This is a genomic window from Micromonospora sp. WMMD1120 (genome assembly GCF_029626235.1).
GTDB lineage: Bacteria > Actinomycetota > Actinomycetes > Mycobacteriales > Micromonosporaceae > Micromonospora.
Window position 1 is genome coordinate 6300197 of the sequence record NZ_JARUBO010000005.1, and the last position, 23533, is coordinate 6323729.

Below are 23533 nucleotides of genomic sequence, written 5' to 3' on the forward strand. Positions count from 1 at the left end.
TCACGACAGTCCGAGCTCGTGGTCGATGAGGGCGAACAACTCGTCGTCGTCGGCCGGTGCCGGTGCGTCCGTCTCCGGTCCGGCACGCCGTACCTTCGACAGCAGCGCCTCCAGACGCGCGGCGACCCGACGCCGCGTGTCCTCGTCGGCGGCGGCCGACGCGACCGCCGTCGCCAGCCGGTCCAGCTCGACGAGCGCGTCCGCGCCGGCCGTCCCGCCCAGCTCGGCGTCGAGTTGGCGGGCCAGTGCGCTGGGCGTGGGGTGGTCGAACAGCACGGTGGCCGGCAGCGGCAGCCCGGTGCTCCGCACGAGCTGGTTACGCAGCTCCACGGCGGTCAGCGAGTCGAAGCCGGCGTCGAGGAAACCCTTGTCCGGGTCCACGCCGGAGGCGTCGGGATGGCCGAGCACGGCGGCGGCGGTCGCGCGTACCAGATCGAGCAGGACCTCGGTGCGCGCGGACGCGGACCGGCCGGTCAGCCGCCGCCGCAGCGCGGCCCCGCCGGACACCGTGCCGGCGGCGGTCCGGCGGGCCGGGCGGACCAGGCCGCGCAGCACGGCCGGCAGGCCGTCGGCACGGGAACCCCAGGCGGCCAGGTCGAGGCGGGCCGGCAGCAGGCAGGGCGGCGCGTCCGCGCCGGTGGCCGCGTCGAAGAGGGCGAGCGCGGTGTCCAGGTCGAGCGGCAGCACACCGGTACGCGCGAGGCGGGCCCGGGCCGCGTCGTCGAGGCGGCCGGCCATGCCGTCCGGCGCGTGCCACGCGCCCCAGGCGAGGGAGTGCGCCGGCAGCCCGGCGGCCCGGCGGTGCGCGGCGAGCGCGTCGAGGTAGGCGTTGCCGGCCGCGTACGGTGACTGACCCGCCGCGCCCAACACCCCGGCGGCGGAGGAAAACAGCACGAAGGCGGTGAGGGGCAGGTCCCGGGTCAGCTCGTGCAGGTGCCGGGCGCCGTCCACCTTGGCCCGCAGTACCCGGTCCAGGTGCTCGGGGGTCACGTTGGCCAGCACCGCGTCCTCGACCACACCGGCGGCGTGCACGACACCCCGCAGCGGGCGGTCCGCCGCGATGCCACCGATCAGCGCTGCCAGCGCGGCCCGGTCCCCCACGTCGCACGCGACCACCCGCGCCTCGACGCCGGGCGCGGTCAGCTCGGCGACGAGCCCGCCGTCGTCGCCGGAGCGGCTGACCAGGAGCAGGTGGCGCACGCCGTGCCGGGCGACGAGGTGTCGGGCGACGTGCCCGCCGAGCGCGCCGACGCCGCCGGTGACCAGGACCGTCCCGTCCGGGTCCCACGGCGGCGGGCCTGACCCGTCGGCGCGCGCCGGGCTGAGGCGGGGCACGAGGACGACACCGTCGCGGATCGCGACCTGGTCCTCGCCGGTCGCGGCGAGCAGCCGGTCGAGGGATTCGGGCGCGGCTGCGGCGTCAAGGTCGACGAGCGCGAAACGGCCCGGCTGCTCGGCCTGCGCGGCGCGCAGCAGCCCCCAGACCGGCGCCGCGTCCAGCCCGCCGACCCGGTCGCCGTCGCGGGCCGCGAGCGCGTCGCGGGTGACGAAGGCCAGTCGGGTGCCGGGTTCGCGCTGCGCGATCTCCAACGCCCGGTGTACGTCGTCGACGTGGTGCACGGCGACCGGCGGACCGTCGCCGGTGCTGGCGCTGGCGCTGGCGCTGGCGCTGGCGGGCAGCGGCACCCAGTCCAGCCGGTACAGCGCTCCGGCGCGCCGATCCGGCCCGGCGGCCGGCAACGCCCGGGTGACCAACCGGTCGACGTCCGCCACCGGCGCGCCCGTCGGGTCGGTCATGGTGATCGCCATCCCGTCGCCGGACGGGTCCGGGGTGAGGCGTACGCGCAGCGCTGTCGCCCCGGTCGCGTACAGGCGCACCCCCCGCCAGGCGAACGGCACCCGGCCGCGTACGGCGTCGGCCCCCTCGGCCAGCGCGGTGAGCCCACCGGCGTGCAGGGCGGCGTCGAACAGGGCCGGGTGGACGCCGAAGCGGCTGGCCCCCTGGTGTTCCGGCTGCGGGAGGACCACCTCGGCGTAGGTGTGCCCGCCGTGCCGCCAGGCGGCGCGCAGCCCCTGGAAGGCCGGGCCCAACGCGAAGCCGGCGTCGGCGAACCGCGCGTAGTGGTCGTGCACGTCGATCGGCTCGGCCCCCTCCGGCGGCCACACCGGCTCCGGCGTGGCGGGCGCGTCGACGGTCCCGGCCAGCCGGCCGGTGGCGTGCCGGGTCCACGACTCGCCGGGCCGGCGGGCGTGCACGGCGAAGGTTCGCCCGCCGTCCGGACCGGCCGGCCCGACCCGCACCTGCACGGCGACCGGGACGCCGTCCGGCACCGTCAGCGGCGCGTCGTGGACCAGCTCGGCGAGGCCCTCGGCGCCGGCCCGCTCGGCGGCGTACAGGGCCAGCTCGGTCAGCGCGACACCGGGCACGATGACCGTGTCGGCGATGACGTGGTCGGCGAGCCACCGCTGCTCCGCCGTCGACAGGTGGCCGGTGAGCAGCAGGCCGTCGTCGTCGGCGAGTTCCGCGACGCCGTCGACGAGCGGGTGGCCGGTCTTTGTCGATGGCGCGGTGGAGAGCCAGTACCGCCCACGCTGGAACGGGTACGTCGGCACCGGCGCCGGCGGACCGGCCGGCAGCACCGCCGCCCAGTCGACGGGCACACCGGCCACGTGCGCCCGGGCCAGCGCCGCCACCACCGTCTCCACCTCGTCGCGGTCCCGGCGCGACGACGGCACGTACCGGCCGTGCCGACCGTACGCGCAGAGCGCGCCGTCGGGGCCGACCTCCACGAATGTCGACACACCACGGGCGGTCAGCAGGTCCAGCCCGTCGCCGAAGCGGACGGTCTCGCGCACCTGCCGCACCCAGTAGTCGGCGTCGAACTCCCGGATCAGGTCACCGGTCACGTTGGACACGACGGCGATGCGCGGCCGTTCGTAGGTGATGCCGGCGGCCACCTCGCCGAACTCCGCGAGCATCGGCTCCATCGCCGCGGAGTGGAAGGCGTGCGAGACGGTCAGCCGGCGGACCCGGCGACCCCGGGCGCGCCACCGGTCGGCGGCCTCGTCGATCAGCTCCACCGGCCCGGAGATCACCACCGCGTCGGGGCCGTTGACTGCGGCCACCGGCAGGCCCGCCACCTCGGCCTCGGACGCCTCGATCGCCAGCATCGCGCCGCCGGCCGGCAGCGCCTGCATCAGCCGGGCGCGGGCCGACACCAGGCGACACGCGTCGGCCAGCGACAGCGCGCCCGCGACGTGCGCGGCGGCCAGCTCACCGATCGAGTGGCCGAGCAGGTAGGCGGGGGTCACGCCGTACGACTCCCAGAGTCGGAACATGGCGACCTCGAACGCGAACAGCGCCGGCTGCGCCAGCCCGGTACGGGCCAGTGTCGCGTCGTCGGCGGTGCGGACGGCGTCGGCGTCCAGCAGCGCCAGCGTCTCGTCCCAGACCCGGGCGAAGACGCCGAAGCTGGCCGCCAACCCGCCACCCATGCCGGGCCGCTGCGCGCCCTGCCCAGAGAAGAGGAAGGCGAGGTCGCCACCGGCGGTGTCCGGTCCGATGACGCCGGGAGCGGTGCCGCCGTTCGCGAGCGCGTCGAGGCCACGGCGCAGCGCCGCCGGGTCGCGGGAGACGACAGCGGCGCGGTGCTCGAGCGCGGCCCGGCCGGTCGCCAGCGTGGCGGCGATCCGCAGAGGCCCGGTGTCGTCCGCGTCGTCGCTGTCGTCCGCGTCGTCGAGGAACGCGCGCAGCCGGGTGGCCTGCGCGCGCAACGCCGCCTCGGAATGGCCGGACAGCAGCCAGGGCGCCGGCAGGTCCGGGCCGGGCTCGGCGGGCGGCGGCCCGGCCGGGGCCTCCTCCACGATCACGTGCGCGTTGGTGCCGCTCACTCCGAACGACGAGACGCCGGCCCGTCGGGGACGGTCGCCGGCCGGCCACGGTGTCGCGGCGGTCAGCAGCCGCACGGCGCCGGCCGACCAGTCGACGTGTGCGGACGGGCGGTCCGCGTGCAGTGTGCGCGGCAGCAGGCCGTGCCGCAGGGCGAGGACCATCTTGATGACGCCGCCCACCCCGGCGGCGGCCTGGGCGTGCCCGATGTTCGACTTCAGCGAGCCCAGCAGCAGCGGCTCGGCGCGGTCGACGCCGTAGGTGGCGAGGATCGCGTCCGCCTCGATCGGGTCGCCGAGGGTGGTGCCGGTGCCGTGCGCCTCGACGGCGTCCACGTCGGCGGGGGTCAGGCGGGCGCTGGCCAGCGCCTCGCGGATCACCCGCTGCTGGGCGAGGCCGTTCGGCGCGGTGAGTCCGTTGCTGGCGCCGTCGGAGTTGACGGCGCTGCCGCGCAGGACGGCGAGCACCGGCTGCCCGTCGCGCCGGGCGTCGGCGAGGCGGCGCAGCAGCAGGACGCCGGCGCCCTCGGCCCAGGCGGTGCCGTCGGCGTCCGCGCCGAACGCCTTGCACCGTCCGTCGGGCGCGAGCCCTCGCTGGCGACTGAACTCGACGAACGCGCCCGGAGTGGCCATCACCGTGACGCCGCCGGCCAGCGCCGCGTCGCACTCGCCCTGCCGTAGCGACTGCACGGCCAGGTGCAGCGCGACGAGCGACGAGGAGCAGGCGGTGTCGACGGTGAGCGCCGGGCCCTCCAGACCCAGCGTGTACGCCACCCGGCCGGAGGCGACGCTGCCGGCGCTGCCCTGCCCGAGGTAGCCCTCGACGTCGCCGGGCGCGGGGCCGGCCTGGGCGGCGTACCCGCCGGGGATCAGGCCGGTGAAGACGCCGGTTCGGCTACCCCGGGCCGAGGTGGGGTCGATGCCGGCCCGTTCGAAGACCTCCCACGCCACCTCCAGGAACAGCCGTTGCTGCGGGTCCATCGCGACCGCCTCGCGGGGGCTGATGCCGAAGAAACCCGGGTCGAACAGCGCCGCGTCGTGCAGGAATCCCCCGTGCCGGGTGTACGTGGTGCCGGCCCGACCGGGGTCCGGGTCGTAGAGCGCGTCCAGGTCCCAGCCCCGGTCGACGGGGAAGCCGGTGATCGCGTCCCGGCCCTCGACCACCAACCGCCAGAGCGCCTCGGGGCTGTCCACGCCGCCGGGGTAGCGGCAGGCCATCGCCACGATGGCGATGTCCGCGCCAGCGGCGTCCCCGCCGGCCGGCCGGTCGGCGGTCGGGTCGGCGGTCGGCGCGCCGGTGAGCAGGCCCGCCAGGTGGGCGGCGAGCCGGGCCGGGGTCGGCTGATCGAAGACGACAGTGGCGGGCAGCCGTAGCCCGGTGGCGGCGGCGACCCGGTTGCGCAGCTCCAGCGCGGTGAGCGAGTCGAAACCGAGGCTCTTGAACGGGCGGTCGTCCAGGCCCTCCGCGCTGGGGTGCCCGAGGACGGCCGCGGCCTGCGTACGGATCAGGTCGGTGAGGACCCGGGCCCGCTCCGCGCCGGTCAGCGGGCCCAGCCGGGCGGCGAGGTCGCCGGTCGGCGCTGCCGCCGCCCGCTGTAGCTCGCGGCGTCGGGCGGCGAAGCGGGCCGGCACGAGCAGCGCGTCCGGCGCGACGCTGCCGACGTCGAACAGCCGCAGCCCGTCCGCCACGGCAAGCGGCCGGACGTCGGCGCGGGCGAGCTGACGCCGGTCCAGGTGCCCGGTCATCGCGCTGGGCGGCGCCCACAGGCCCCAGGCCAGGGAGACCGCCGGCAGGCCGAGGGTACGACGGTGCGCGGCGAGCGCGTCGAGGTAGCTGTTCGCCGCCGCGTAGCCGGCCTGCCCCGGGCTGCCCAGCACCCCGGCCGCCGAGGAGAACAGCACGAACGCGCGGAAGTCCGCGTCCCGGGTCAGCTCGTGCAGGTGCCGGGCCCCGTCCACCTTGGGCCGCAGCACCCGGTCCAGCCGGTCGTCGGTGAGTTCGGTGACCAGCCCGTCGTCGAGGACGCCGGCGGTGTGCACGACGATCCGCAGCGGATGGTCGGCGGGGATCGCGGCGAGCGCGGCGGCCAACGCGGCCCGGTCGGCGACGTCGCACGCCACCGCCGTCGCCTCCGCCCCCAGGGCGGTCAGCTCCTCGGCGAGGCGGTCGGCCGGTTGCCGGCTGAGCAGCAGCAGACGGCGGACGCCCCAGCCGGTCACCAGGTGCCGGGCCACGATGCCGCCGAGGGTGCCGCGCGCCCCGGTGACCACCGCGGTGCCCGCCGCGTCGACCGGCCGGGGCATGGTGAGCACGATCTTGCCGATGTGTCGGGCCTGGCTGAGCTGCCGGAACGCGTCGCGGGCCCGGCGCACGTCGACAGCCGTGTACGGCAGCGGGCGCAGCGTCCCGGCCGCGAAGACCGTCAGCAGGGTGTCGAGCAGCTCGGCGATCCGGTCCGGCCCCGCCTCCTTGAGGTCGAACGCCCGGTAGCGCAGCCGCTGGTGCGCGGCCGGGTCGCGGATGTCGGTCTTGCCCATCTCGATGAACCGGCCGCCGTCGCGGACCAGCCGCAGCGAGGCGTCGGCGAACTCGTGCGCGAGGCTGTTGAGGACGACGTCGACGCCGCGTCCGCCGGTGACCGCCCGGATGTGCTCCTCGAAGCCGAGGTCGCGGGAGGAGGCGATCCGCTCCGCCGGCACCCCCAGCGCCCGGACGGCGGCGTGCTTGCCGGGGCTGGCGGTCGCGTACACCTCGGCGCCGAGGAACTGGGCGAGCTGGACGGCGGCCATCCCGACCCCGCCAGCGGCGGCGTGCACGAGGACCGTCTCGCCGGGACTGATCGCGGCCAGGTCGACCAGGCCGTAGTAGGCGGTGAGGAAAGCGATCGGCGCGGTGGCCGCCTCGGCGAACGACCAGGCCGCGGGGATCGGCGCGAGCAGCCGACGGTCGGTCACCGCGACCGGGCCGAACGAGCCGGACAGCAGGCCGAACACCCGGTCGCCGGGGCGCAGGCCGGTGACGTCGGGGCCGGTCTCCAGGACGACGCCGGCGCCCTCGCCGCCCAACCCGGTCTCCCCGGGTACGGCCCCCAGCGCGACCATGACGTCGCGGAAGTTGAGGCCGGCGGCCCGGACGGCGACGCGTACCTGACCGGCCTCCAGCGGACCGGTCGGGGCCGGATCGGTGGCCAGCCGCAGGTTCTCCAGGGTGCCCGGCTCGCTGATGTCGAGGTGCCAGGGCGTGGGCGGAACCGGTTCGGCGGTGGCCGGCACGAGGTGGGGCACGAGGACCGCACCGGCGCGGACCGCCACCCGGGCGTCGGGCCCGGCGACGATCCGCGCCAGGGCGCGGGGCAGCACGGCGTCATCCGGGTCGGCGTCGTCCAGGTCGACAAGTCCGAACCGGGCGGGATGCTCGGCGGCGGCGGCGGTGAGCAGCCCCCAGAGCGGGGCGGTGACCGGGTCGGGCCCCTCGCAGGGGCCGGTGGCGACCGCGTGGCGGGTGGTGACCACCAGCCGGGAACCGGCGAACCGTTCGTCGGCGAGCCAGGCCCGGGTCAGCGCGAGGCCGTGGCGCAGCACCTCCCGGACCGTGCCGCCCGACGCCGGCCGCACGACCACCAGCGGCGGCACCGGGTCGGGCACCTCGGCCAGGTCGTCGACGACCGGCGCGCCGGGGTGCTCAGCGACCACCGGCGCCGGCGTCCAGGCCACCCGGTGCAGGGCACCGACGGGGTCCGGGCCGGCGCTCAGGTCGGCGGCGGCGAACGGTCGCAGCGCCAGCGCCGCCACCGTGGCGACCGGCGCGCCCGCGTGGTCGGCCACGTCGATGCCGAACCGGTCCGCACCGGCGCGGCGCAGGCGTACCCGCAGCCCGGTCGCGCCGACCGCGTGCACGGTGACGCCGCTGAAGGCGAACGGCAGGCGGCCCTCGCCGGTCTCGTCCAGCACCGACCCGGCGCGTACCGCCTGGACCGCCGCGTCGAGCAACGCCGGATGCACCAGGTACCCGGCGGCGTCGGTGTGCTCGTCCGCCGGCAGCGACACCTCGGCGTACACCTCGTCGCCGCGTCGCCACGCGGCCCGCAGCCCCTGGAAGGCCGGCCCGTAGTGGAAACCGTCGGCGGCGGCGCGCCGGTAGAAGTCGTCGAGCGCGACGGCGGTGGCACCGGCCGGCGGCCAGGCGGTCAGCTCGGCCCCCGGCGAGCCGGTCGGGGCGAGCACGCCGGTGGCGTGCCGACGCCACGGCCCGTCCGGCGCGTCCACCTGTGCGTGCAGGCTGATCGGACGGCGTCCGGTCTGGTCGGCCTCGTCGACCCGGACCTGGATCGGTACGCCGCCGGACGCGGGCAGCGCCAGCGGCGCCTCCAGGGTCAACTCCTCCACAGCCGCGCAGTCGGTCTGCTCGGCGGCGGCGAGGGCGAGTTCGAGGAACGCCGTGCCGGGCAGCAGGACGGTGTCGCCGACGGCGTGGTCGGCCAGCCACCGGTGGTCCTGGGGGGAGAGCCGGCCGGTGAACAGGCGACCGCCGGTGCCGGCCAGCGGTGTGCTGGTCGCCAGCAGCGGATGACCGGCGGTGCCGGCGGCCGGCGCGCCGGTCAGCCAGTACCGCTCCCCCTGGAACGGGTAGGTGGGCAGGTCGGCGAGCCGGGCGTCGGCACCCGCGTACGCCGGGTGCCAGTCGACGGTGAGCCCGTGGGCGTACCCGGTGGCGAGCGACTCGAGCAGCCGCTGCGGACCGCCGTCGTCACGGCGCAGCGACCCGGTGCCGACGGCGTCGTCCGGCAGCGCCGGCAGCAGGACGGGGTGCGGGCTGATCTCGACGAACACCGTCGGCTCGGCGTCGGCCAACTCCCGCACCACCGGCCCGAAGAGCACCGTCTCGCGCAGGTTGCGGAACCAGTACCCGGCGTCCAGCCCGCTCGGGTCGACCGGCGCGCCGGTGACCGTGGAGTGCAGCGGCACCGTGCCGGCGCGGGGAGCGAGGTCGGCGAGCGCGTGCAGCAGGTCGTCGCGGACGGCGTCCATCTCCGGCGAGTGGGAGGCGTAGTCGACCGGGATGCGCCGGGCGTGGACGTCGGCGGCGGCGCAGGTGGCAAGCAGCCGGTCCAGGACGTCCACCGCCCCGGAGACGACAGTCGCGCGGGGGCCGTTGACCGCGGCGATCGACACCTCGGGGCCGAAGCGGGTGGCGACCTCGTCCGCCGGCAGCGACACCGACACCATCCCGCCCCTGCCGGTGAGGGCGGCCAGGCACCGGCTGCGCAGCGCGACGACACGCGCCGCGTCCTCCAACGACAGGGCGCCCGCGACGTACGCGGCGGCGATCTCGCCCTGCGAGTGGCCGACGACGGCGGACGGCCGCACGCCGTACGACCGCCACAGCGCGGCGAGGGACACCAGCACCGCGAACAGAGCGGGTTGCACCACGTCGACCCGGTCCAGCGGACCGGCCAGCGCCTCCCGCAGCGACCAGCCGGTGTGCGGGCGCAACGCCTCGTCGCACGCCCGCATCTGCGCGGCGAACACCGGCGAGGAGTCCCACAGCTCGAGGCCCATCCCGGTCCACTGGGAACCCTGCCCGGGGAAGACGAAGACGGCCCGGCGGGGCGTCGCGGCGGTGGCCGGGGTGGTCGTCAGCTCGTCGAGTCGGCGTACCAGCGTGTCCCGGTCGGCGGCGACGGCGACCGCCCGGTACGGCAGCGCCGCCCGTCCGGCGAGGGTGTGCGCCACGTCCCGCAGCGGCGGGGCGTCCGGCTCGGCCACGACGGCGGCCAGCCGTGCCGCCTGGGCGTGCAGCGCGGCCTCGCTGCGGGCCGACAGGACGAACGGCAGGGCCTCGCCGCCCGGGTCGTCCGGGGTCGGCGTCGGCTCCGGTGCCTGCTCCAGGATGACGTGCGCGTTGGTGCCGCTGACGCCGAACGACGAGACACCCGCCCGGCGTGTGCCGGCGCGCCACTCGACCGGCTCGGTGAGCAGCCGCACCGGGCCCGCCGACCAGTCCACGTGCGGCGACGGTTCGGTGGCGTGCAGGGTGCGGGGCAGCGTCGCGTGCCGCAGGGCCAGGGCCATCTTGATGATCCCGCCGACACCGGCGGCGGCCTGGGTGTGCCCGACGTTCGACTTCAGCGAGCCGAGCCACAGTGGTCGGTCGCGGCCCTGCCCGTACGTGGCGAGCACCGCCCGCGCCTCGATCGGGTCGCCGAGGGTGGTGCCGGTGCCGTGCGCCTCGACGGCGTCGATGTCGGCGGGCGTCAACCCGGCGTCGGCGAGCGCCGCCCGGATCACCCGCTCCTGCGCCGGCCCGCTCGGGGCGGTCAGACCGTTGCTCGCGCCGTCGGAGTTCACCGCGCTGCCGCGCAGCACGGCGACCACCGGGTAGCCGAGCCGGCGCGCGTCGGAGAGCCGGGCCAGCAGCAGCACGCCGGCGCCCTCGGCGAAGCCGGCCCCGTCCGCGTCGGCCGAGAAGGACCGGCAGCGGCCGTCCGGTGACAGCCCTCGCTGCCGGCTGAACTCGGTGAACAGCCTCGGCGTCGCCATGACCGTGACGCCACCGGCCAGGGCGGTGTCGCACTCGCCGCGACGCAGCGCCTGGGCGGCCAGGTGCACGGCGACGAGCGACGACGAGCAGGCCGTGTCGATCGTGAGAGCCGGCCCTTCCAGCCCGAAGGTGTAGGCGACCCGGCCGGAGACCACGCTGCTCGACCCGCCGGTGCCGAGGAAGCCCTCCACCTCCGGGGACACCTGCGGCAGCCGGCTCGCGTAGTCGTGGTACATGACACCGGCGAAGACGCCGGTACGGCTGCCGCGTACGCCGGTGGGGTCGATGCCGGCCCGCTCGAACACCTCCCAGCACAGCTCCAGCAGGATGCGTTGCTGCGGGTCCATGGCGAGGGCCTCGCGGGGGCTGATGCCGAAGAACCCGGCGTCGAACCGGCCCACGTCGTCCAGGAAGCCGCCCCGCCGGGTGTACGAGGTGCCCGGGTGCTCCGGGTCGCTGTGGTACAGGGAGTCGACGTCCCAGCCCCGGTCCTCGGGGAAGCCGGTGGTCGCGTCGACGCCGTCGGCCAGCAGCCGCCACAGGTCGTCGGGCGTGCCGACACCACCCGGGTAGCGGCAGCCCATCGCGACGATGGCGATCGGCTCGTCGGCGGACGCCGGACCCACCGGCGCGGCCGGGCCGGTGACGGCGCGGCCGGCCAGCCGGTCGGCGAGGTGGGCGGCGAGGGCGTTCGTCGTCGGATGGTCGAAGACCAGCGTCGCCGGCAGGGTCAGCCCGGTCGCGGCGGCCAGGCGGTTGCGCAGCTCGACGGCGGTGAGCGAGTCGAACCCCAGGTCGCGGAAGGCGAGGTCGGCGTCGATGGCGTTCGGCGCGCCGTGCCGCAGCACCGCCGCGACGTGCTGGCGGACGAGGACCAGCGGGTCGCCGACGGGTCCCCGCGGCAACTGCCGTGCCGCGTCGATCCGGTCCCGGCGGCCGCCGGCACGGCCCTGGTCGGCGGTGTCGAGGCGGGCGGCGACGACGGCGGCCTCGTCGGCGTCCAGGGCGGCGTCGAGCAGGGCGAGACCGTCGGCGTCGCTCAGCGGGGCCATGCCGGACGCGGCCATCCGGGCGAGGTCGACCTCGCCCAGCCCGGCGGTGAGGCCGCTGGGGCCCGCCCACAGTCCCCAGGCGATCGAGACCGCCGGACGGCCGGCGGCCCGCAGGTGCCCGGCGTACGCGTCCAGCGCGGCGTTGGCGGCGGCGTACCCGGCCTGGCCCGGCGCTCCGGCCGTCCCGGCGTACGAGGAGAACAGCACGAACGCCGCCAGGTCGGTGTCAGCGGTCAGCTCGTGCAGCAGGCGGGCAGCGTCGATCTTGGGCCGCAGGACGGTGTCCACCCGTTGCGGCGTCAGCGCGGTGACCACCCCGTCGTCGAGCACGCCCGCCGCGTGCACCACGACCCGCGGCCGGTGACCGGTCAGCGCCGCCCGCAGCGCGTCGGCGTCGGTGACGTCCGCCGTCACCACCGTCACCTCGGCGCCCAACCCGGTCAGCTCGTCGGCGAGAGTGGTCGCCGGGGTTCGGCTGAGCAGCAGCACCCGGCGCACCCCGTGTGCGGTCACCAGGTGCCGCGCGGCGAGCCCGCCGAGCCGGCCGCTCGCGCCGGTGACCAGGGCGACGTCGTCGTCGCCGAACCGGTCGACTCGGCTGCCGTTCCCGTCGGACCGGCCGGCGGCGGGGCCGGCCGGCAGGACCTCCAGCCGGGGAGCGTGGGGGCGGCCGTCGCGGACCGCCACCTCCGTCGCGCCGGCCGCGACCGCCGGCACCGCTACCGAACCGTCGCCGTCGTCGTCGACCAGCGCGAACCGGTCCGGGTGCTCGGCGCGGGCCGAGCGGATCAGGCCCCACACCGCGGCCCCGGCGACCCCGGTGGCCGGGATCGGGTCGTCCGGGCCGACGGAGACCGCGCCCCGGGTCACGAAGACCAGTCGCGAGCAGGCGTTCCGCTCGTCGGCGAGCCACGCCTGCGCGGCGGCGAGCGCGGCGTGCGCGGCGGCGTGCGGCTCGTCCGCGACCACCGGCAGGAGCACTGTGGCGGGTACCGGGTCGACGCCGGTGAACGTGGTCGGGTCACCGACCGCCCAGTCGCCGGCCGGCACCGGCGCGGCGACGGGCAGCGGCTCCCAGACGAGGCGGCGCAGCGGCGTCAGCGTTGCGGGCAGGGGGCGGGTGGTCAACTCCGCGACGTCGACGACCGGACGCCCGGCGGGATCGGTCACGGTCAGCGACACCGCGCCCTCGCCGGTCGGCCGGAGCCGGACCCGCAGCGCGGAGGCGCCCGTCGCGTGCAGGCTGACCCCGCTGAACGAGAACGGCAGCCGGCCCGGCGCGTCGTCGGCCGCGCCCGCCGCCATGGCCTGCACCGCGGCGTCGAGGAGAGCCGGGTGCAGACCGAATCGGCTCGCCTCGACGCCCAGCTCCGGCGGCAGCTCGACGTCGGCGTACAGGTCGGCGCCGGTCCGCCAGAGCGCCCGCAGCCCCTGGAACGCCGGGCCGTACCGGAACCCGGCCGCGCCCAGCCGGTCGCGCAGCACGTCCACGTCGACCGGCTCGGCGTCGGCGGGTGGCCAGTCACCGGCTGCGGCGGCCCCGGCCGGCGTGCCGGGCGCCAGGACGCCCGTCGCATGCGTGGTCCACGGCTCGTCGTCGCCCTCCGGCCGGGCCCAGACGGTCACGCTCCGGCGACCGGCGTCGTCCGTCGCGCCGACCGCGACCTGCAACTGGACGCCGCCGCGCTCCGGCAACGTGAGCGGCGCGGAGATCACCAGCTCGTCGACGCGCCGGCAGCCGACCGGAGCGCCCGCCTGGAACAGCAGTTCCAGCACGGCGGTGGCGGGCAGCAGCACTGTGTCGCGGACCGCGTGGTCGAGGAGCCACGGGTGGGTCAGCCGCCCGACCCGTCCGGTGCAGACCAGCTCACCGTCGCCCCCGGCCAGACTCACGGTGACGTCGAGCAGGGGGTGCCCGGTCGGCCCGGCGTACGGGGGCGCGTCCAGCCAGTGCCGTCGCCGCTGGAACGGGTAGGTCGGCAGGACGGCGGGCCGACCGCCGGGCACCGCGTCCAGCGTCACGGCGCCACGTACCTGCGCCTCGGCCAGGGCCCGCAGGAAGCGCTCCGCGTCGCCGTCGTCGCGGTGCAGCGACCCGACGGCGGCCGCCTCCACGGGCAGCGCGGCGAGCACCACCGGGTGCGGACTGACCTCGACGAACAGGTCCTTGCGCAGCCGCTGGACGACGGGACCGAACCGGACCGTCTGCCGCAGGTTGCGGTACCAGTAGTCCCCGTCCAGCGGGCCGGGTTCGTCCGCCACCGTGGAGTGGAACGGCACCAGCGGCTCGCGCGGCTGGAGTCCGGCGAGGGCGGTCCGGATCTCGTCGCGGACGACCTCGACGTGCGGCGAGTGCGACGCGTAGTCCACGGCGATGCGCCGGGCGCGCGGCTCGGCCGCCAGGAACCGCTCCACCGCCTCGGCGTCACCGGACAGGATCGTCGAATCCGGACCGTTCACCGCAGCGACGGACAGCTCACCCGGGTCGACGTCGGCGAACGGCACCGACACCATGCCGCCACGCCCGGCGATGGCCCGCAACGCCCGACTCCGCAACGCCACCACCCGCGCCGCGTCGTCCAACGACAACGCGCCCGCCACGTACGCGGCGGCGATCTCCCCCTGGGAGTGCCCAACGACCGCCGACGGCTCGACGCCGTAGGACCGCCACAACGCGGCCAGGGACACCATCACCGCGAACAGCGCGGGCTGCACCACGTCCACCCGGTCCAGCGGCCCCGCCAGCACGTCGCGCAACGACCAACCCGTGTACGGCTTCAGCGCCTCCGCACACGCCTCCATCGACGCGGCGAACACCGGCGCGGTGTCCCACAGCTCCAGACCCATCCCGGTCCACTGCGAACCCTGACCGGGAAAGACGAACACGACCCGGCGGGTGCCGGCCGGCGCTGTCGCGCGTACGGTGGCGGGCCCGGGAGTCCCGGCGGCGAGCGCCCGCAGCTCGTCGACGAGCGTCTCCCGGTCGCCGGCCAGCACGACCGCGCGCTCGGCGAAGCGGGCCCGGCCGGCGGCGAGCGTGTGCGCCACGTCGACCAGCCGGGGGGCGGTCGGGACGTGCGCGGCGAGCCGGGCCGCCTGCTCGCGCAGCGCCGCGTCGTCGCGGGCCGACAGCAGGTACGGCAGCACCCCGCCCACCGGGGGCAGCTCGGGCTCGGCGGGGGCCTCCTCGATGATGGCGTGGGCGTTCGTGCCACTCGCTCCGAACGACGAGACGCCGCCCCGGCGGAGCCGGTCGTTGCCGCCCGGCCAGGGCGTCTGCTCGGTCAGCAGCGACACCGCGCCGGCCGACCAGTCGATCCGGCTGGACGCCTCGCCGGCGTGCAGGGTGCGCGGCAGCACCCCGTTGCGCAGGGCCAGCACGGTCTTGATCACACCGCCGACACCGGCGGCGGCCTGGGTGTGGCCGATGTTCGACTTCAACGACCCCAGCCACAGTGGCCGGTCCCGGTCCTGCCCGTACGTGGCGAGCAGCGCCTGCGCCTCGATCGGATCGCCGAGCGGGGTGCCGGTGCCGTGCGCCTCGACGACGTCGACGTCCCGGGGGGAGACTCCCGCGTCGGCGAGCGCGGCGCGGATCACGCGCTGCTGGGCGGGCCCGTTCGGGGCGGTCAGCCCGCTGCTCGCCCCGTCGGAGTTGATCGCGGTGCCCCGGACCACGGCGAGCACCGGGTGCCCGTTGCGGCGGGCGTCGTCCAGCCGTTCCAGCAGCAGGATGCCGGCGCCCTCGGCGAAGCCGGCGCCGTCCGCGCCCTCGGCGAACGCCTTGCACCGGCCGTCCCGGGCGAGGCCACGCTGCCGGGCGGCCTCGATCAGCATGTTCGGGGTGGCCATCACCGTCACGCCGCCGGCCAACGCCATCGCGCAGTCGCCGTTGCGCAGCGCCCGTACGGCCAGGTGCAGGCTGACCAGCGACGACGAGCAGGCCGTGTCGACGGTCACGGCGGGCCCCTCCAGGCCCAGGGTGTACGCGATCCGGCCGGAGGCGATGCTGCCCGCGCTGCCGTTGGCGAAGTAGCCCTCGCTGCCCTCCGGCGCCCGGGGCAGCCGGGCGGCGTAGTCGTGCGACATGACACCGGCGAACACACCGGTCTGGCTTCCCCGGGCGGCCGACGGGTCGATCCCGGCCCGTTCGAACGCCTCCCACGAGACCTCCAGCAGCAGGCGTTGCTGGGGGTCCATCGCCACCGCCTCGCGGGGGCTGATCCGGAAGAACGCCGGCTCGAAGTCGGCGGCGTCGGTCAGGAAGCCGCCCGCGCGGGCGTAGCAGGTGCCGGGCCGGTCCGGGTCGGGGTCGTAGAGGGCGTCGAGGTCCCAGCCACGGTCGGTCGGGAAGCCCGCCACCGCGTCGCCACCGGCGGTCAGCAGCGACCACAGCTCCTCGGGCGACCGCACGCCACCGGGGTACCGGCAGGCCATCGAGACGATCGCGACCGGCTCCCGCTCCCGGCTCTCCAGCTCGTGGACGCGTTCGCGTGCCGAGGCGAGGTCGGCGGTCACCCACTTGAGATAGTCGAGCAGCTTCTCCTCGTTGCTCACCGGACGCCACCTTCCCGCGCGGTACGACGACCGAGCTGCTCGTCGATGAAGGCGAACACCTCGTCGGCTGTCGCGTCGCCGAGCACCGCCGGTTCGGGTCGCGCCGGTTCGGGCCGTTCCGGCGCGGGGGCCGCAGCCGGCCCGGGTTGCACCGGCGTCAGGAGGGTCGCCAGGTGCTCGGCGAGCCGCTGCGGGGTGGGATGGTCGAACAGGAGCGTGGCCGGCAACCGCTGGCCGGTCACCGTGGCCAGGCGGTTGCGCAGTTCGACGGCGGTCAGCGAGTCGAACCCCAGCTCGAGGAATCCGTGCGTCTCCGGGACCGCGTCGGCGGCGCCGTGACCGAGCACCACCGCCGCGTGTTCACGGACCAGGTCGAGCAGCGAGGACGGACTGTGGGGGGTGCCCCGGGCCACTGGGGGGGTTTCAGCGGCCCGGGGCACCGCGCGAGCCCGGGGTTCACCGAGGCCGCGCAGGAGGGCGGACGCTCCCGTTTCGGGGAGCGCCGCCAGGTCGAGGTGGGCGGCGACGACGGCCGGCGCCGTCATCGCCAGGGCGGCGTCGAGGAGGGCGAGCCCCTGCGCCGGGGAGAGCGCCCGTACGCCGGCGCGACGGACCCGTGCGACGTCGGAGTCGGTGAGATGGCCGGTCATCCCGCCGCCGCCCGCCCACAGGCCCCAGGCGACCGCCACCGCGGGTAGCCCCTGCGCCCGGCGGTGCTGGGCGAGGGCGTCCAGGAAGGTGTTCGCCGCCGCGTAGTTGGCCTGTCCCGGTCGACCGAGCACGCCGGCCGCCGCGGAGAAGAGCACGAACGCGCTGAGCTTGTCGTCGCGGGTCAGCTCGTGCAGGTGCGCCGCACCGTCGATCTTGGGACGGGCGACCCGGTCGAGCTGCGCGGCGGTCATCGTCTCCAGGAGTCCGTCGTCGAGCACCCCGGCCAGGTGGATCACCGCGGTCAGCGGATGCGCGGCGGGAACCCGACCGAGCAGCCGGGCGGTCGCCTCCCGGTCGCCGATGTCGCACGCCACCACCGCCACGTTCGCGCCCAGCGCGCCGAGTTCGGCGACGAGGTCGTCGCCCCCGCCGCGCCGGCTCGCCAACAGCAGGTGGCGGACGCCGTGCGCGACGACCAGGTGCCGGGCGACCAGGGCGCCCAGCGTGCCGGTGCCGCCGGTGACGAGGACGGTCCCGTCGCGGTCCAGGGCGTCCCGGCGCTCCCGGGGCGCCGCCGCCCGGACGAGCCGGGGTACGAGCGGCGCGCCGGCCCGGACGGCCAGCTGCGGCTCGGTAGCGCTGAGCAGGTCGGGCAGCGCCCGCTGCGACTCGGCCGTGTCGTCCACATCGACCAGGACGAACCGGTCCGGGTGCTCCGACTGCGCCGAGCGGACGAGTCCCCAGGCGGCGGCGTGGGCCAGGTCGGTGACGTCGGCGTCCGGATCGGTGGCCACCGCGTGCCGGGTCACGATCACCAGTCGGGACGGGGTCAGCGCCGGATCGGCGAGGAACGCCTGCGTCAGGCGGAGGACCCGGTGCACCGCCGACCGCGCCGAGGCGGTCGGGTCGTTCGGATCGGACAGGCAGGTCGCCAGGACGTAGCGGGGCGCGGGCGCGCCCTGCGTGACAGCTCGACCCAACGCCGCCAGGTCGGCGTACGTCGGCGCGCCGTTGGCCAGCGCCAGCGGATCGGGGCCGACGACGACAAGGTCGCCGGGGGTCGCGGCGGCGGTGGACGGCGACCAGGCGACGCGGAACAGCGCGTCGGCCGGCAGCGCGGTCAGCGGCCGGCTGACCAGCGCGTCCACGGTGGCCACCGGCGCGCCGGTCACGTCGGACAGGGCGAGCGACACCGCCCCGGACGGGGTGTGCCGTAGCCGTACCCGGACGGTCGTCGCGCCGGTGGCGTGCAGCCGTACCCCGGTGAAGGTGAACGGCACCCGGGCCGGGTCGCCGGCGGCGACCCCGGTCAGCGCGGCGGCGTGGGTGGCGGCGTCGAGCAGCGCCGGGTGCAGCCCGAAGTGGTGGGCGTCGAGGCCGTCCGGGAGCGCCACCTCGGCGAGAGTGTCGTCGCCATGCCGCCACACCGCGCGCAGACCCCGGAACGCCGGCCCGTAGCGCAGACCGGTGTCCGCCAGCCGGTCCAGGATCTGTCGCGGGTCGACAGGTACGGCGTCGGCGGGTGGCCAGGGCGCGTCGTCGTTCGGCGGCGCGGGGGCGTCGTCGGGCAGCAGGGTGCCGGAGGCGTGCAGTGTCCAGTCCTGGCCGGTGCGGGAGTGCACCGACACGGCGCGTCGGCCGGTGTCGTCGGGCCGCCCGACGACCATCTGCACCGTCGCCGGTGGGTGCAGCGGGGCGTGCAGTGTCAACTCCTCGACCCGACCGCCCGCGCGCAGCACCATCTCCAGCAGCCCGGTGCCGGGCACCAGCGCGGTCCCGTCGACAGCGTGGTCGGCCAACCAGTCCCCGGTGACGCGGCCGTCGAATTTCAGGCCCTGCGCCCAGGAGACGGGCTCGCCCAGCCAGCCGGGCAGGCTGCCGTCCAGCCAGTAGCGGCGGCGTTGGAACGCATACGTCGGCAGCACCACCCGGCGGGCGTCGCGACCGGCGAACACCGCCTCCCAGTCCACGGACGCGCCGCGCGCCCAGACCCGGGCCACCGAGTCGAGGAACCGGTCCAACCCACCGTCGTCACGGCGCACCGTGCCCAACTCACGGGCCAGGATCGGATGCGGACTGACCTCGACCACCGTGCCCATCCCGGCGGTCGCGTCCGCGTACCGCACCGTCTCGCGCAGGTTCCGAAACCAGTACTCGGCATCCAGCCCCGCCGTGTCGATGAGCCCACCGGTGACCGTGGAATAGAACGGCACGTCCGCCGAGCGCGGCGCGATATCGGCCAACGCGGTCAGGATCTCCTCGCGCACCGCGTCCACGTGCGGCGAGTGCGACGCGTAATCCACAGCGACCCGCCTCGCGCGCGGCTCGGCCGCCAGGAACCGCTCGACGGCGTCGGCGTCACCGGACAGGATCGTGGAATCCGGGCCGTTGAGCGCCGCCACCGACAGCTCACCCGGATCGACGTCGGCGAAGGGGAGCGACACCATGCCGCCCCGACCCGCGATGGCCCGCAACGCCCGACTCCGCAACGCCACCACCCGCGCCGCGTCGTCCAACGACAACGCGCCCGCCACGTACGCGGCGGCGATCTCCCCCTGCGAATGCCCCACCACCGCCGACGGCTGCACACCGTAGGACCGCCACAACGCGGCCAGCGACACCATCACCGCGAACAACGCCGGCTGCACCACATCCACCCGGTCCAGCGGCCCCGCCAGCACGTCGCGCAACGACCACCCGGTATGCGGACGCAACGCCTCCGCACACGCCTCCATCGAGGCCGCGAACACCGGGGCGGTATCCCACAACTGAAGACCCATCCCGGTCCACTGCGAACCCTGACCCGGGAACACGAACGTCACCCGACCGTCACCGGCCCGAACCGGCAGGTCCTCCCCCACCACCCACCGCCACGGCAACCCCGCCCGACCCACGGCGAGGGTGAACGCCACATCCACCGACCGCAGACCCGATCCACCGGTCGGGGCCGGCCGCAGCGTCGACTCGGGGGAAGACGATGCCGGCCGCAGCTCGGCGACGGCCCGCACCTGCGCGGACAGGGCCTCCGGCGTCGCCGCCGACACCACCCACGGCACCTCCGGTCCGGCCGCCTCTGACGGCGACGGGGCTGGCGGTGGCGCCTCCACGATCACGTGCGCGTTCGTCCCGCTCATCCCGAACGCCGACACACCCGCCCGCCGGGTCTCCCCCGACCAGGGCACCTCGTCGGTCACCAACCGCACCGCACCCGCCGACCAGTCCACCGCCGACGACGGCGCATCCACGTGCACCGTCCGCGGCAGAACACCATGGCCCATGGCGAGGACCATCTTCATCAGCCCGGCAACCCCGGCCGCCGCCTGCGTATGACCCAGATTCGACTTCACCGACCCCAACCACAACGGCCGATCCCGACCCCGCCCATACGCGGCGATCACCGCCCCCGCCTCGATCGGATCACCCAACCGCGTCCCCGTACCGTGCGCCTCCACCACATCCACATCCGCCGGAGACAAACCCGCATCCGCCAACGCCGCCGCGATCACCCGCTCCTGCGCCGGACCACTCGGCGCCGTCAACCCGTTCGACGCACCGTCCTGATTCACCGCCGAACCCCGCACCACAGCGAGGACCGGGTGGCCGTGGCGGCGAGCGTCGGACAACCGCTCCACCACCAACCAACCCACACCCTCCGACCAACCGGTGCCGTCCGCCGTTTCCGCGAACGCCTTGCACCGGCCGTCGGCGGCCAGACCACCCTGACGGCTGAACTCCACGAAGACGTCAGGGGTCGCCATCACCGCGACGCCGCCGGCCAGCGCCAGGTCGCACTCGCCGCGCCGGAGCGCCTGACTCGCCAGGTGCAGCGCGACCAGCGACGACGAACACGCGGTGTCGACGGTCAGTGCCGGACCCTGCAAGCCGAGGACGTACGACACGCGTCCGGAGAAGACGCTCGTGGCGCTGCCGGTGAGCTGGTAGCCCTTCACCTCGGCGGGCACGGCGACGGCCGCGCTGCCGTACCCCTGGGGCGCGGCGCCGACGAACACCCCGGTACGGCTGCCGCGCAGCGACCTCGGATCGATCCCGGCCCGCTCGAACGCCTCCCACGACGTCTCCAACAGCAACCGCTGCTGCGGATCCATCGCCACCGCCTCGCGCGGACTGATCCCGAAGAACCCCGCGTCGAAATCGGCCGCCCCCTCCAGGAACCCGCCCACCCGCACGTCGCTGCGCGCGGCGCGGTCCGGGTCCCAGCCCCGGTCCTGCGGGAACGGCCCGCGCACGTCGCCGCCCTCGCGGACCAGCCGCCACAGGTCCTCCGGCGCGGAGACCCCGCCCGGGTACCGGCAGGACATGGCGACAATCGCGATCGGCTCGGTGGGGTCCGAGTGCGCCACCGGTACGGCGTCGGTGACCTCGTCGTCGAGCCGGGCGGCGAGCGCCGCCGCCAGCGCGGCCGGGGTGGGGTGGTCGAAGACGACGGTGACGGGCAACGGCAGGCCGGTCCGCTCCTGCACCAACCGGCGGAGCTCCACTGCGGTCAGCGAGTCGAAGCCCAGGTCGCTGAAGGCGCGGTCGGCCTCGATGGCGTCGGTCGTGTCGTGTCCGAGGACGGCCGCCGCGTGCTCGCGGACCATGTCGAGCAGGAACCGGTCGCGGTGCGCGGTCGGTATCGGTGTCGGGTGGGTCGTGCTCGTCGTGGCCGGCTCGACCAGGTCGGCGAGCAGGGGGCGGGGGCGGGCGGCGGCGAAGGTGGCGGCGAACGTGTCCCAGTCGACGTCGGCCACCGCGCAGGTGGTCTCGTCGTCGGCGAGCACCCGCCGGAGCGCGGCCAGCGCGTCGGCCGGGCTGAGCGCCGCCACTCCGCGGCGACGCAGGCGTTCGGTGGACGCCTCGTCCGCCATGCCGCCGCCCGACCAGGGGCCCCAGGCGACGGACGTGGCGGTCAGTCCCCGGGCCCGGCGGCGCTCGGCGACGGCGTCCAACGCGGCGTTGGCGGCGGCGTACGCGGCCTGCCCGCCGCTGCCCCACACTCCCGCGACGGACGAGAACAGCACGAACGCGTCGAGCGGGGTGTCGGCGAGCAGGTCGTCGAGGTGTTCGGCCCCGGCCACCTTCGCGGCGGCCACCTCGTGCAGGTCGGCGACGTCGGTGTCGCGCAGCGGGGCTTCCCGCACGATGCCGGCGGTGTGCACGACGGCGCTCAGCGGCTCGTCGGCCGGCACCGACGCGAGGAGCCCGGCGACCGCCTCCCGGTCGGCCAGGTCGCAGGCGGCGACGGTGACCCGGGCACCGAGCGCGGTGAGGTCCGCGCGCAGTTCGGCGACGCCGGGCGCGTCCTCGCCCCGACGGGAGGCGAGCAGCAGGTGCGCCGCCCCGGCGCGGGCCAGCCACCGGGCGACGTGGCCGCCGAGCGCCCCGGTGCCGCCGGTGATCAGCACGGTGCCGCGCGGCTGCCAGACCGGTCGCGCCACACCCGCCGTGGTGGCGCGCTCCAGACGCCGGGCGAAGCCGCCGGTCTCGCGTACGGCGATCTGGTCCTCGTCGCCGGCCCCGCCACCCAGGATGCCCAGCAACCGGTCGAGCGCGGCGCGGTCCGGGCGCTCCGGCAGATCGACGAGGCCGCCCCAGAGACCCGGGTGCTCCAGGGCGAACACCCGGCCGAGGCCCCACACGGCGGCGGCGCGCGGCTCCGGCGGCGCGTCGCCGTCGACGACGCGGACCGCTCGGCGGGTCACCACCCAGAGCGGGGTGTCGAGGTCCGCCGTGGCGAGCGCGCGCATCGCGGCCAGCGTGCCGTCGGGCGGAAGCAGGCTGAGCACCCCGGCGACGGGCCCGGCGGCGGCCAGCCGGGCCGGTCCGGGCACCTCCGTCGCGGCCAGCACACCGATGCCTTCGGCAACCATGAGGTCCACCAGCGGGTCCGCGCGGTCCTGAAGGACCAGCCAGGTGCCCGCCGGCCGGATCGGCGTCGGCTCCGGCAGCGCCCGCCAGCCGACCCGGTACCGCCGGCCGGCCACCGCGTCGGCGGACCCGCCGCCCGCGCCCGGCCAGAAGCGGCGACGCTGGAAGGCGTACGTGGGCAGCGCCGTCCGACGCGCGCCGGTGCCCGCGAACAACGCGGACCAGTCCACGGGTACGCCGTTGACGTGCAGGTGGCCGACGGCGCCCAGCAGCGCGGGCACCTCGGGTCGCTGATCGCGCAGCACCGGCACCCCGGCCACGCCGACGCACTGCTCGACGAGGCCGGACAGCACGCCGTCCGGCCCGAGTTCCAGGTAGGTCGTCGCCCCGTCGGCGTGCAGCCGGCGTACGGCGTCGAGGAACCGCACCGGCTCGCGGAGCTGGCGTACCCAGTGATCCGGGTCGGTGGCCTGCTCGGCGGTGAGCGGCGCACCGGTGACTGTGGACACCAGCGGGATGTCCGGCGGCGCGTACCGGAGGCTCGCGGCGACCCGGCGGTAGTCGTCGAGCACGGCGTCCAGGTGCGGCGAGTGGAACGCGTGGCTGACCCGCAGCGCCCGGACCTTGCGGCCCATCTCCCGCAGGTGGGTGGTGATCCGCTGGACGTGGTCCGGGTCGCCGGAGACGACGCAGGCGTGGGGCGCGTTGACGGCGGCGAGCCCCACGGCGGTGTCGTGGCCGTCCAGCAGCGGCAGCACCTCCTCGACGGTGGCCTCGACGGCGGTCATCGCCCCGGGGCGGCGCACCGCCTGGATGAGCCGGCCGCGCGCGGCCACCAGCGCGGTGGCGTCGTCGAGGTCGAGCACACCGGCGACGTGGGCGGCGGCCAGCTCGCCGATGGAGTGCCCGGTGACCCGGGCCGGCCGGACACCCCAGCTCTCCAGGAGCCGGAACTGGGCGACCTCCACGGCGAACA

General features: G+C 76.5%; 2 protein-coding genes (1 of these 2 only partly in view). Both read right to left on the reverse strand.

What is annotated here, in order from left to right:
- Entirely contained in the window at positions 1 to 16038 is a 16038-nt protein-coding gene (locus O7634_RS28905) for a type I polyketide synthase (RefSeq protein ID WP_278153293.1), read from the reverse strand.
- Positions 16035 to 23533: the 3' portion of a type I polyketide synthase gene (locus O7634_RS28910; protein ID WP_278153294.1), read on the reverse strand. 13660 nt of this gene lie beyond the right edge of the window; the window shows 7499 of its 21159 coding nt (coding positions 13661-21159); the start codon falls outside the window, past its right edge; its stop codon occupies positions 16035 to 16037. The genes O7634_RS28905 and O7634_RS28910 overlap by 4 nt, the downstream gene beginning before the upstream one ends.